This is a genomic window from Robertmurraya dakarensis (assembly GCF_900156875.1).
GTDB lineage: Bacteria > Bacillota > Bacilli > Bacillales > Cytobacillaceae > Robertmurraya > Robertmurraya dakarensis.
This window is the reverse complement of record NZ_LT707408.1, coordinates 681,506-693,983: the sequence shown is the minus strand read 5'-3', so window position 1 is coordinate 693,983 and position 12,478 is coordinate 681,506. Positions and strand designations below refer to the sequence as shown.

Sequence of the window (12,478 nt, the reverse complement as noted above, 5' to 3'; positions counted from 1 at the left end):
CTCCGTACTCCTCTATGAAGTCCAATCCTATTATAAGAATTGGTTATTTTACCGCATTGCAAGCAATATGAACAGCATCCCAGACTCCTGCAAATGGCGGAGCGTAAACTAAATCAGTCATCCCCAGCTCATCTGCTGACATCCCATTATGAATGGCAACGGCAAAGATATCGATTCGAAGAACTGCCCCTTTTTGGCCGATAGCCTGCGCACCAAGGATCCTTCTTGTTCTCTTTTCACAAATTAATTTGATCCAAATAGGGGTTTGGTCTGGATAGTAGCCTGGATGATCAGCACTTTTTACAAAAACAGTACTATAATCAATCGCTAAATTCTGTGCTTCAAACTCAGAAAGCCCTGTTCTCCCCATTTCCAGATTGCAAACCTTAATGGCCGCACTTCCAAGCGTACCTACATATTTTTGATGCTGTCCGGCCATATTAGCACCCGCTAGTCGTCCACATTTATTAGCATTTGTTCCAAGTGGGATAAATGCGTTTTCTTCCATAACTTTATGATACACCTGTGCACAGTCACCAGCAGAATAGACATCTTTTACATTTGTTCTCATTTCCCTATCAATGATCACAGCCCCATTTTCGGCAAGTGAAATCCCTGAACCATCTAAAAATTTTGTTGCTGGCTTTACACCAATCGAGAGGAGTACTAAGTCTGCACGATATTGACCTTTATCGGTTTGTACTGCTTGAACTGTATCAGTCCCAATAAATCCTTCCACTTTTTCTCCTAGGTTCAGTTCAACTCCATGTTCCACTAGCTCTTGTTCAGCCATCTCCGTTAGTTCCGAATCAAACGTTCTAAGAATTCGGTCAGCAAGTTCTACCACCCTGACTCTTTTCCCTAAGCGAAGCATCGCCTCAACAACTTCTATACCAATATAACCACCGCCGACAATGACAACATCTTTTATACTTGGCTGATCGGCAATTTTTTTCAAAACAATTCCATCCTCCAGCGTTTTAAGAACATGAATATTCGCTAAATCTCTGCCAGGGAAAGGAGGAATCAATGGAATCGTGCCAGTCGAGACCATAAGCTTGTCATACGTATCAATAAATAATTTATTGCTGTAACGGTCCTTAATCATCACTTGTTTCTTTTCAGGTACCACCTTGACGACCTCGTGCTGAAGATGAATCTCCATACCCATTGCCTCAAACTGTTCCTTCGTCCTTGCGATCATTTTTGTATAATCATCGTTTTCGCCAGAAACATAGTACGGAAGCCCGCAAGCACCATATGATAAATAGCTTCCTTTTTCATAGACAACGATTTTCGCATCTGGATTCAGTCTTCTAAATTTAGAGGCAGCAGACATTCCTGCCGCTACCCCTCCAATTACTACCAGCTTCATCGTTTATCACCTGCATCCCCTGCGGCATCAATCGTCGGTTCAACATCGATAATCCCCACGACAATCGCATCAATTGGTGTGTTTTTACTTAAGGCGTGCTTGGCCGTATCTCCAGTAGAAACGAGCACGAGTTCTCCTTCTCCAGCACCAAGCTCATCTGCTGCTACAAAGCAGGCCCCCTTATCACCATAGCAAGGCTGTATAACAAGCAGTTTGAGCCCCTGCAAACTATCATATTTTCTTGTGGACACTACCTTGCTTACCACCTTGCCAATCATCATGATAAGAACCTCCATTAATCAACGGTTATTTTAAGTTGTTCGTTTCCTTTTAAATTGAAAGCATTAGCATCATCCGTGTCGATATGCATATCTAATCCATAACGTTCGTTCACCCTGATGGTAACTTCACCCATGACGCCGCCCTTAACACCCTCGACCACGACAGAAACCTTTTGTTTGTCACTTACACCGAACTTTCGGGCATCATTTGGAGTCATATGAATATGCCGGTCAGCAATGATGCAGCCTTCCTCCAACATAACCGTCCCCTTAGGACCAATCAATGTAAGCGGCGCTGAGCCTGCTAGGTCTCCAGAATGCCGCACCGGGGGATTCACTCCTAGTTTCCTTGCATCCGTCATCGATATTTCAACTTGTGTTTGCTTCCTTAACGGTCCTAATACTCGGACGTTTTCAATCATCCCTTTTGGCCCCTGTAAGGTAACCTTTTCATTACAGGCATATTGACCAGGCTGCGATATCTCCTTAAAATAGGTTAATTCATAGCCTGTGCCAAAAAGTTTCTCAACATGCTCTCTCTGCAAATGAAGATGCCTTGCTGAAATACTTACCGGAACATGCGTTTTTTTCGTCTTTTCCATAAGTTGATGATTTTGAAGTTCTGCTACTACTAATCTCGTAATATCCTCAATTAATTGTACTTGGTTTATTTTCACGGCAAATCACCGTCTCACTTTAAAAATGGCAGTAATTTCGCAACATCAGAATGTGGTCTTGGAATTACATGTACAGCGACTAACTCACCGACACGCTGGGCCGCTTCTGCGCCAACTTCTGTTGCAGCCTTCACGGCACCTACTTCACCTTGAACGATGACTGATACTAATCCCGAGCCGATTTTTTCACTTCCAACGATTTCAACATTCGCTGCTTTCAACATCGCATCTGCTGCTTCAATTGCTGCTGTTAATCCTCTTGTTTCAATAACTCCTAAAGATCCACTCATCGTAAGTCCTCCTAAAATTCAATATGATTTTTTTATAATTTCATACTATTACTATTTTAAATTCGGAATAAGCTTTGAAATATCTCCATGTGGTCTTGGAATTACATGCACTGCCACTAATTCTCCAACACGCTGAGCCGCTTCTGCACCTACTTCTGTTGCAGCTTTCACAGCACCTACGTCTCCTTGAATAATAACGGACACTAAACCTGAACCAATCTTTTCACTTCCAACAACCTCGACATTCGCTGCTTTAAGCATCGCATCCGCTGCTTCAATTGCTGCTGTTAATCCTCTAGTTTCAATAATTCCTAATGATCCATTCATGATAAAATCCTCCTTAATATTGAAATCTATTAATTATTATCCTCGGTCTTTTTTGGTCTTCCTCTCGTTTTACCTTTAGGTTCTTCCTCAAGGCTTGCTTCCTCCGAAGGATTTAAGTCAGGTTCCCGTTCTGACGGAATAATATACTTCATGATCTCCGCATGAGGGTTTGTGATAACAAGCGCCATTTTTAAAGGACTATTTTCTTTCCCCTCGGCAATTTGTTTCGCCGCATTCACTGCCACTGAAACATCGGAGATACTTCCGCCAACAATTAACGTGACAAGCCTTCCACCTAAATAATTTTCATTTGTGAGGAACTCAACATCTGAGGATTTGCACATTCCATCCAGCAGTTCCATAGCGATGGTAAAATACTGTGTTTCGACTACTCCAAGCGCCTCAAACTTCTTCATTATTACCACCTTTTTCAATTGGATCTATTAATGATTCAAGCCCTTCGTACGGTCTTGCAATCGCTCGGACAGACACGACTTCTCCAAACCGAGACGCTGTCTCTTTCCCCATTTCAAGAGCTTCTTTCACAGAGGCGAGATCTCCCTTTATGACAATCGTAATCATCCCAGATCCAATCATTTTAATATTATGAACTTCAACAAAAGCCGATTTTACCATAGCATCAATGCAGGCAGTTGCTGTCACCATACCAACGACTTCAAGCAAACCAACAGATTTGTTCAACATCCCCACCCCTCTTATTTTCTCTTTACTTTTCCAATGGAGAGTAATGGTTGTAATTCCTCCATCACTGACGGAATTAGACGGGTAAGAATATCGTTTTCATCAATATATCTGCTGGCCTCTTGCGCAGCTGTTTCTAAAGCAATTTCCACATCAGAAACTCCACCAGTAAATTTAACTTGGACAACTACAGGAATCAGCGCCATGTCTCCTTGAGCAGGATTATTGACCTCAATTCCTTCAATTGTAATTTCAGCTGCTTTACAAGCTTTATCCATTGCAGCAAGTGCTACACTATACCCTTGAACTTCTAAAAGACCTACTGCCTTCGACATCTTATCACCTACCCTATGATTCGAAATCCTCCTTCAGCTAAAACACATCTTCTTTGCCTTGTAAATGTTCTGGCTGACGTAATTCCTTCCCCTGTTGGTCCTGCGATTGTCATGGTTGTATAACCTTCTCCGCCAAAACCTACTCCAGCCAGCGACGAAGCATTTTTTACAAATATAGTTGTTTCAACTCTTCTTGCAAACTTAGTTAAGTGATCTACATTGCGTGAATGCATGATCGCTGTATGTCTATTTCCATGTTCAGCTAAGACCGCCAGTTCAATCGCCTCATCTAAGGTTGGAACTCTTACGATTGGGAAGACCGGCATCATCTGTTCAAGCTGGACGAATGGATGATCAAAGTCAACTTCACAGATTAATAGTTTTACATCATTAGGCGGGTTGACTCCTATTTGTTTAAGGAAAGCTTGCGCGTCTTTTCCAACCCAATTTTTCGAAACATGGAATTCTCTCTTATTATCGAGCGAACAGCCTCTTGCCTCTTGTTTGACGTTCTCTTCAAGAGCAAAGCTCATCACCTTGCGAAGCTCTTCTTGATCGAGCATATAAGCACCGTTGTTTAGCATGTTAAAAATTAAATCATCCGCAACAGAATCGACTACAAATAGCTCTTTCTCAGCAATACAAAGCAGGTTGTTATCAAACGAAGCACCTTCAATAATCGATTTCGCAGCATGTTCAAGATCTGCTGTCTCATCAACAATAACAGGAGGGTTGCCTGCTCCAGCACCAATTGCCTTCTTGCCTGATTTCAGTAATGTTTTGACTAAGCCTGGACCACCTGTACCAACTAGCAATTTCACCTTGGGACTATCAATCAACTCTTGCATCGTTTCTAAGGTTGGGTCTTTCACCATTGTGACAAGGCCATTTGGACCTCCTGTCTTCTTAATTGCTTTATTAATCAGATCTACTGCAAACGCACAAGAACGTTTAGAAGATGGATGAACATTAAACACAACAGCATTCCCTGCAGCAAGCATCCCAATACTATTGTTAATGATTGTTTCGGTTGGATTCGTAACAGGCGTCACAGCTCCTATTAAGCCAAAGGGAGCCTGCTCTACAATGGTTAGACCAGCATCTCCAGAAAAAGCATCTGTTTTTAAATCTTCCGTACCAGGTGTCTTGCTTGCTGCTAATTCGTGCTTTGCAACTTTATCTTCGTAGCGGCCAAGCATCGTTTCCTCTAGTACCATCTTTGCTAAATCTTCTTTACTTTCGAGGATTGCGGTACGAATACCCTCTAATATTTTCTCTCTGTCTTTCATCTGGAATTCTCTTATATATTCAATTTGAGCTTTATACCCAGCTTCTATCGCATCATCCATATTTTCATAGACACCCATGTAACTAGTATGCTTAGATACAGCAGCATTAGGTGAAACCTTCGTTCTATGTTGAATTGGATCTACTAATCCTGGAAACTTAAGCATTCTATTTGGCGGTTCTGCTGGTTTCTCTTTAGTTATATGGGTAGTTCTCTTCATTTGGATTGGTACAATTTCAGGCTTCTCTTTTATATTTGGTTCAGCCTGTTTATTATTTTGCGGACTTACTGCAGTCTCTATATTCTGCAGTACAGATTGAATAATTTTTTGAATGTCCTGATCAGTCATATTGATACTCATTCCTAGTCTCCTTCCACTACTTTACATAGTTTTTGAGAACCTCTTGCGTTACTTTTCTTACGACACTTTCAATGATTTCATCCTTGCTGGGAGTGTGATCAGGCTGTTTAGCAGGACTGATTTCTGAATCTCCTAATCCACACGGTGGAACTCCACCTGTTTTTATTCCCATTGATTCTCTGATTATAATGAGATCAGAGACTTGATCACAGTTTAGTTCATTTACTTTATTAATAATGTTGTTAGAATACATTAACATCAGTGCATAGTGTTCAAGGGATTCCATTCTGTAATATGCCTGAATAAGGTCTGTTCCCCATGTAAGAGCACCATGATTGGCTAACAGCACAGCATTATAGTCCTTACAAAACGGTGCAACAGAATCCGGTACTTCCTGTGTACCTGGCAAAGCATATGGAGCCAGCGGTACTCTTCCTAACAGCACAACAGCTTCAGATGATACCGGCTTATCCAGCGCGATCCCTGCAATTGCAAAGGAAGTTGCCACAGGGGGATGGGCGTGAACGACAGCATTGACCTCAGGATTTTCGTTATACACACGAAGATGCATTTTCACTTCTGAAGACGGTTTCATTTTTCCCGATAGTACTTTTCCGGATAAATCCATTTTCACCATCATATCTGGAGTCATAAATCCTTTACTAACTCCTGTCGGTGTAGTCCAGATTGTACTAGGTCCAACCTTTACCGAGATGTTACCGTCGTTTGCAGCAACGAAGTTTTTTGCATAAATTCTTCTACCAATCTCACAAATTAATTTCTTTGCTTCGAAGTCAGAATAATATTTTTGTTTATCAAGCATTAAATACAGCTCCTTAGGATAGTATGCTTAAAGCACGCTAATCTCCTCATTACTTATGTGGAATCACACGTAATTCTTTTCTACTTTATATTATCGATTTTCCTACTTTATTTTGTTTTTGTCAATTCTTATTTTGGTTTTATGTGTGTTTTGTGTTGTTTTACTCATGATTTCTCTAAAAAACAAAATAAAACTCGTTATATATTGTGATTACCTTTAAGTTTATGTATGTTTGTTTTTATTTTTCATACTAAAAACCAACAAAATATGATATAATCTTCCTATAAAACATTAAAATCAAGGAGAAGGCCTATGCTTCCGATCGCAAGAAAAAACAAAATCAAAGAAATTATTCTGGAGCAAAAAAGTGTAACCGTTTCCGAGCTCACTAATATATTCAAAGTAACGGAAGAAACCATTAGACGTGACTTAAAGCAGCTAGAGGAAGAAGGTGTTTTAACAAGAACATATGGCGGCGCATTCATTTCAGAGGGAGTCCAAAATGATGTGAACGTGAATTTAAGAGAGCATATTCATGTCGAAGGGAAAAGAAAAATCGCCAGCAGATGTCTTTCGATGATCAAAAATGGCGATTCTATATTCTTAGATGCATCAACCACTTCCCTGGTAATCGCCACCATGCTTGAAGATAAAAAACTCACTGTCGTCACTAATTCAATTAAGGTCATTAATACTTTAATTGATAAAAAGAACATTAATATTGTTGTGATTGGCGGTACTTTATCACCTTCATCATTATCAAACGTTGGAAGAAGTGCTGAATATACAATGAATCATTATTTCTTTGACACTGCGTTTATTTCTTGCAGATCTGTAAGCATGCAGCACGGAATTACAGATTCAAACGAACAGCAGGCGGCCATTCGCAAACTTGCAGCAGAACACGCAAATAACGTCTACTTAATTGCCGACTATACCAAATTTGATAAAACATCGTTTGCGAGAATTTGTGATTTCGACTTAATTGACAATGTTGTCGTTGATAAAAGCCTCTCACCAGAATGGAAACAGTTCTTAAGTGAGCAAAATATAAGTCTGTTTGAATGTGAATAATAAGGTAACCATTACCCTGGCGCTTCCAGGGCTTTTTTGTTTCACAAAGCAAAGAGCTGAATCCCAAAAGGATCCAGCTCTTACGTATTTTTAATTATTTTTTAAACATTTTAGGCAGACTTTCTGTAAATGGCGCATACGCAATTCCGTTTTCTGTAATGATACCTGTAATCAATGAATGGTCTGTTACATCAAAAGCAGGGTTATAAGTTTTAACATCCTGAGGTGCCATCGGTTTTTCATACCATTTGCTAGTGATTTCTTCAGATGGACGCAGTTCAATATGAATATCTTCACCCGTTTTACAATCTAAATCAACGGTAGATAACGGTGCACAAACATAAAAAGGAATATTATAATGTTTAGCCAAAATAGCTACACCTGATGTCCCAATTTTATTGGCTGTATCGCCATTTTCTGCTACACGATCACAGCCTACTAATACCGCTTGAATCTTGCCTTCCTTCATGACAATCGAAGACATATTATCACAAATCAATGTAACATCAACGCCCGCTTGCTGAAGCTCCCATGCAGTAAGACGTGCTCCTTGAAGCAGCGGTCTTGTTTCATCCGCATACACTTTAAAATCATAGCCTCTTTCTTGACCTAAATAAATCGGCGCTAGAGCAGTGCCATATTTTGCAGTCGCAATCGTTCCTGCGTTACAGTGCGTCAAGATTCCCATACCTGGTTCAAGCAGAGATAGGGCATACTCTCCAATAGATTCGCAAATCTTTTCATCTTCTGCACGAATTAATTCTGCTTCCTCTTTTAAAGCAGCTTTCACTTCCGCAGCACTCTTTCCTTCTTCACTCTTAAAGCGGTCTTCCATCCGGTTTAACGCCCAGAAAAGATTGACAGCAGTCGGTCTTGAAGATGCTAAGTAATCTTTGACCTTCTTGAAATCTTCAAAGAGAGCCTCAAAAGTTTCAGCATTAGACTTTTTCGTTCCCAAATAAACACCATATGCTGCCGCAATCCCAATCGCAGGTGCTCCGCGCACTTTTAATTGATAGATTGCATCCCAAACATCTTCCATTTCAGTTAATTCTAAAAACACCGTTTCGTTCGGCAATAATGTTTGATCTAATAAAATCAATTTGCTATTTTCATCGTCTAGTTTTACCGATTGAATAACTGTTACTGGGTTCTCCAATTTATTCTGCCTCCTCTAAAAGCTGTTGTTCGGCATCAATAATGACATTAACAAAATCACTGCCTGACTTCATTGTATCTCTATTAAGAATATATGACTTTCCTATTGTTAGACACATTTTCTCAGCACGGCAACGCGCTTCAGGATCTGTGATCGATGTAATATCTTTTACATGCGCAAGTCCGATGATTCTTCTCGTTAGTTCAAGACCAGCAACCGCTGAGGTATCTCTTAAAATAGTACCTAAATAGTATTCCTTGAAACCATCAACCTTTGCAACCGGTTCCGTTGCCTTTTCGTCCCAAGTTCTTGAGAATTTTTCAATAAACAAGTCGATAATATCCCTGATCGTGTTCTCTAAATAATACAAATAATCCTTTTTAGCCGCTTCATCAGCAATTGTAAATTTCGCGTTGCTATAAGCAAATAGAAGGTTCGCAACGACGTTCCCGATATCATATCCAGCAGGTCCATAGAATGCAAACTCCGGATCAAAAACCTTTGTTGAACCTTCTTTTATAAAGACAGATCCGGTATGAAGATCACCATGGATCAAGGACTGTGCATTCGTCATAAATTCAAACTTCAACTTCGCTGTCTCAAGCACTAAATTAGAATCATTCCATATATGTTCTTGTACAAACTCCTTTGTAGCAGGAAACACATCATTTCGCGGACAATCATAAAATGGCTCAGTATAGACCAAATCCTCACTAATTTCACAAAGCTCCGGGTTAATAAAACTTTTAACCAGCGCTTTTTTCTCCTTATGATCCATGACTACGTCTGAAGTTAATAAAAGCGTATTTACTAGAAAAGTAGAGATATGGTCTGCAAATAACGGAAACTTTTTATGATTAATTAATGCTGTCCGCATCATTTCATGGTCTGACATATCTTCCATTACACAACAATTCATAATTGGATCGTATTGATAGACCTCCGGAACAAAACCCGGTGCTAATTTGTATTGCAGCTGCAGAATTTCGCTTTCAATCCGATTGCGGTCAGGAGATAATTTAAATTCATCAGAAATTCGCGCGACAGGTCCAGCTTGTTTAATAATAACAGATTTATTATTTTTCGTGTCAACAACTTTAAAAACATAGTTTAGGTTGCCATCACCAATTTCTTTACAAGTTAACTCCGCGTCATTCTGGAAAAATTCCATCCTTGTTTTCGCATAATCCACAGCATCTTCTTCAGTCATCGTAAAATACTCTTTAGTAAAGTCCTTCATCACGATTCCTCCAATTACTTCTTTTTATAGTAAGTTAATGCAAGAGCAAGAGCCAAAACAGTTCCTTTTACGATATCCATAGCGTAATAAGGTACGGACATCATCACCAACCCATTGGAAAGGATACCAATTAACACAGCACCAACAAAGGTTCCAAAAGCATTCGGTTTCCCAGCTCCCAATACAGACAATCCAATAAACGCCGCTGCAACTGCATCCATTAAGTATGGAGCACCTGAGTTAATTTCAGCTGTCATTACGCGGGAAGCCAGAACAATACCGCCAATCGCAGCAAATGTTGCAGACAGCAGGTAAGCAAATACTTTATACTTATTTACTGGAATACCAGACAATCTAGCAGCTTCTTTATTGCCGCCGATTACATACATGTAACGGCCGTGTTTCGTATAGTTTAAAAAGATATGAACAATTGCAACCACGACAACCATAATGACGATGATCCACGGTACTTGACCTATTTTTCCGAAAATATCCGGGATTACCCCTTCAGAGAATGTCCCATCAGGCATAACCATGTTTTGAGAAACAGTTGCTCCCTTTGTATACGTTAATGCGATCCCTTGGATGATGAACATCGTCGCCAGCGTCATTAACATATCTGGAATTTTCACTTTTACAATCATAAATGAATTAAATGCACCTACAAGAAGCGCTGCTGCAATCGCTGCCAAAATAGCAACAAAGATATTTTGTGAAAACCAAACAAACATCGAAATAACAACCGCATTCGCAAGGGACACCGTTGAACCTACAGATAAATCAAAACCGTCGACAGATAAGGAGATTGTGATCCCTATCGCAATAATGGTCACGATCGAAATCGATCTTAAGATATTAACGATGTTTGCACCTTGAATAAAGTTTGGATTTGCAATCGCAAAAATCGCAATTAAAAGAAAGATCGTTACAATCGTTCCATACTTATATAGAAATTCAAACAGCTCAAACCCTTTTTTAGGCGGAGCAGGCTTTTGAACAGGATTTACCGCACTCATCCTATTTACCTCCTGTTGAATAGAATAGTAATTCTTCTTCATTTGTTGCATTGGTTTCTAATTCTTTTGCTACTTCGCCGTCGTACACAACATAGACACGATCGGTAATTCCGAGAATTTCGGATAGTTCACAGGAAGCATAGATGATTGATTTTCCGCGTTGAGCTAAACCAGATATAAGCTCAAAAATATCCTTTTTTGCACCAACATCTACCCCCTTTGTCGGTTCATCAAAAATATACACATCAGCATCTGCTATCAGCCATTTACCTATCGCAACTTTCTGCTGATTTCCCCCTGAAAGATTTTGCACCAACGTTTCTTCAGACGGTGTTTTAATACCAAGGCTTGTGATCATTTCCTTAGATATCTTCTTCTCACTCTTATAGTCTACAAAGCTAAGAAACTTTGAGAATTTACTTAAACTCGCAGAGGTAAGGTTAGCAGCAACAGATTCTTGAACTAAAATTCCTTCTTTCCGTCTTTCTTCCGGTACCAACGCAATCCCCTTGCTGACAGCATCATTCGGATTCTTTATTTTGACTTTTTTGCCTCTAATCGTGATTTCTCCCGCTGTAACTCTAGAAGCACCAAATAACGCTTTGCAAATTTCTGTTTTGCCCGCACCAACTAAACCAGCTATGCCAACAATTTCACCTTCGTTCACATGCATGCTGAAGTTTTTCACTAAGCCTGTATCATGAAGTCCTTCCACTGTCAGGACATTTTCTCCAATTTCACCGTGGTACTTCGGGAACTGTTCTTCAAGTTTTTCCCCAAGCATATATTCCACCACTTTATTTTGAGATGTTTCCGCTATTTTCTCTTTAATGACGAACTCTCCATTTTTCATCACTGTTATTTCTTCACATATTTCAAAAAGTTCAGGCAGTCTATGAGAGATAAATATAATACCAACATCTTGCTTCACTAAATCTCGTACAATTCTAAAAAGTTCCTTTGTTTCGGATTGACTAAGCGGAGCCGTCGGTTCATCAAGTATGAGAAATTTACATTGTTTGGAGACCGATCTTGCGATAAGCACCATTTGTTTTTCCGCCAATGTTAATTCACTGACCAATGTTTTTGATGATACATTAATATTCATGCTTTCTAGTATTTCAGCTGCTCTTTTATGAATTGCTTTCCATTTGACAAACTGAGCTTTTCCCATATCGTTAACAGTCTCATTAAGCATAATATTTTCACCAACTGTTAAATAAGGAACGAGTGCCGTATCAACCTCCTGATATACAATTTGTATACCTTGATCTTGAGCATCCTTTGGTGAACGAATATCTACTTTCTTTCCATCAATAAAGATTTCACCAGTATAGTGGTTGTAAGCTCCAGAAAGAACTTTCATTAACGTAGATTTCCCAGCACCATTCGCTCCAATAAGAGCATGTGTCGTTCCTGTTTCTGTAGTAAAATTCACTTCATTTAATGCTTTAACACCAGGAAACTCAATTGAGATGTTTTTCATTTCAAGTAATGTTGGCACACCCATGATCCTCCTTCCATGGAAAA

At 39.7% G+C, this 12,478-nt stretch carries 15 protein-coding genes; 1 reads left to right on the top strand and 14 read right to left on the bottom strand.

The window, feature by feature from the left end; all coding sequences use genetic code 11:
* Nucleotides 1-43 precede the first annotated feature (43 nt).
* From CZ487_RS04540 to CZ487_RS04495, 10 genes are all read right to left on the bottom strand, one after another.
* Nucleotides 44-1,375 (bottom strand): CoA-disulfide reductase, encoded by a 1,332-nt coding sequence (locus tag CZ487_RS04540; RefSeq protein ID WP_077210985.1) that lies wholly within the window; start codon nucleotides 1,373-1,375, stop codon nucleotides 44-46.
* On the bottom strand, nucleotides 1,372-1,656 hold the full coding sequence (locus tag CZ487_RS04535) for a EutN/CcmL family microcompartment protein (RefSeq protein WP_077210984.1): 285 nt from the start codon (nucleotides 1,654-1,656) through the stop codon (nucleotides 1,372-1,374). The genes CZ487_RS04540 and CZ487_RS04535 overlap by 4 nt, the downstream gene beginning before the upstream one ends.
* Before the next feature lie 14 nt (nucleotides 1,657-1,670).
* On the bottom strand, nucleotides 1,671-2,258 hold the full coding sequence (pduL, locus tag CZ487_RS04530; RefSeq protein ID WP_077211855.1) for a phosphate propanoyltransferase: 588 nt from the start codon (nucleotides 2,256-2,258) through the stop codon (nucleotides 1,671-1,673).
* Nucleotides 2,259-2,347: 89 nt separating this feature from the next.
* Nucleotides 2,348-2,623, bottom strand: coding sequence for a BMC domain-containing protein (locus tag CZ487_RS04525; RefSeq protein WP_077210983.1), 276 nt, complete (start codon nucleotides 2,621-2,623; stop codon nucleotides 2,348-2,350).
* Nucleotides 2,624-2,674: 51 nt separating this feature from the next.
* Nucleotides 2,675-2,950: a BMC domain-containing protein gene (locus CZ487_RS04520; RefSeq protein ID WP_077210982.1), complete on the bottom strand. Its 276-nt coding sequence runs from the start codon at nucleotides 2,948-2,950 to the stop codon at nucleotides 2,675-2,677.
* A 29-nt stretch (nucleotides 2,951-2,979) separates the two neighbouring features.
* Nucleotides 2,980-3,366 carry a BMC domain-containing protein gene (locus CZ487_RS04515; protein WP_077210981.1) on the bottom strand — a complete coding sequence of 129 codons (387 nt, stop codon included), beginning with the start codon at nucleotides 3,364-3,366 and terminating at the stop codon, nucleotides 2,980-2,982.
* On the bottom strand, nucleotides 3,353-3,655 hold the full coding sequence (locus CZ487_RS04510) for a BMC domain-containing protein (protein WP_077210980.1): 303 nt from the start codon (nucleotides 3,653-3,655) through the stop codon (nucleotides 3,353-3,355). The genes CZ487_RS04515 and CZ487_RS04510 overlap by 14 nt, the downstream gene beginning before the upstream one ends.
* An 11-nt stretch (nucleotides 3,656-3,666) precedes the next feature.
* Entirely contained in the window at nucleotides 3,667-3,987 is a 321-nt protein-coding gene (locus CZ487_RS04505; protein WP_077210979.1) for a BMC domain-containing protein, read from the bottom strand.
* Between the two features lie 8 nt (nucleotides 3,988-3,995).
* On the bottom strand, nucleotides 3,996-5,636 hold the full coding sequence (locus CZ487_RS04500; RefSeq protein ID WP_237562800.1) for an aldehyde dehydrogenase family protein: 1,641 nt from the start codon (nucleotides 5,634-5,636) through the stop codon (nucleotides 3,996-3,998).
* A gap of 16 nt (nucleotides 5,637-5,652) precedes the next feature.
* Entirely contained in the window at nucleotides 5,653-6,459 is an 807-nt protein-coding gene (locus tag CZ487_RS04495; RefSeq protein ID WP_077210978.1) for a class II aldolase/adducin family protein, read from the bottom strand.
* 312 nt (nucleotides 6,460-6,771) lie between these two features.
* Here CZ487_RS04495 and CZ487_RS04490 point away from each other — a divergent pair, with 312 nt between their 5' ends.
* Complete coding sequence (locus tag CZ487_RS04490; protein ID WP_077210977.1) at nucleotides 6,772-7,533, top strand: DeoR/GlpR family DNA-binding transcription regulator; 762 nt, start codon at nucleotides 6,772-6,774, stop codon at nucleotides 7,531-7,533.
* A gap of 94 nt (nucleotides 7,534-7,627) precedes the next feature.
* Here CZ487_RS04490 and mtnA read toward each other — a convergent pair whose 3' ends face one another.
* The 4 genes from mtnA to CZ487_RS04470 are packed head-to-tail and all read right to left on the bottom strand — an operon-like array spanning nucleotide 7,628 to nucleotide 12,458.
* Entirely contained in the window at nucleotides 7,628-8,692 is a 1,065-nt protein-coding gene (mtnA, locus tag CZ487_RS04485; protein ID WP_077210976.1) for an S-methyl-5-thioribose-1-phosphate isomerase, read from the bottom strand.
* Nucleotide 8,693: 1 nt separating this feature from the next.
* Nucleotides 8,694-9,932: an S-methyl-5-thioribose kinase gene (gene mtnK, locus CZ487_RS04480; protein ID WP_077210975.1), complete on the bottom strand. Its 1,239-nt coding sequence runs from the start codon at nucleotides 9,930-9,932 to the stop codon at nucleotides 8,694-8,696.
* Nucleotides 9,933-9,946: 14 nt separating this feature from the next.
* Nucleotides 9,947-10,948 (bottom strand): ABC transporter permease, encoded by a 1,002-nt coding sequence (locus CZ487_RS04475; RefSeq protein ID WP_077210974.1) that lies wholly within the window; start codon nucleotides 10,946-10,948, stop codon nucleotides 9,947-9,949.
* Between the two features lies 1 nt (nucleotide 10,949).
* Complete coding sequence (locus tag CZ487_RS04470) at nucleotides 10,950-12,458, bottom strand: sugar ABC transporter ATP-binding protein (protein ID WP_077210973.1); 1,509 nt, start codon at nucleotides 12,456-12,458, stop codon at nucleotides 10,950-10,952.
* Nucleotides 12,459-12,478 lie beyond the last annotated feature (20 nt).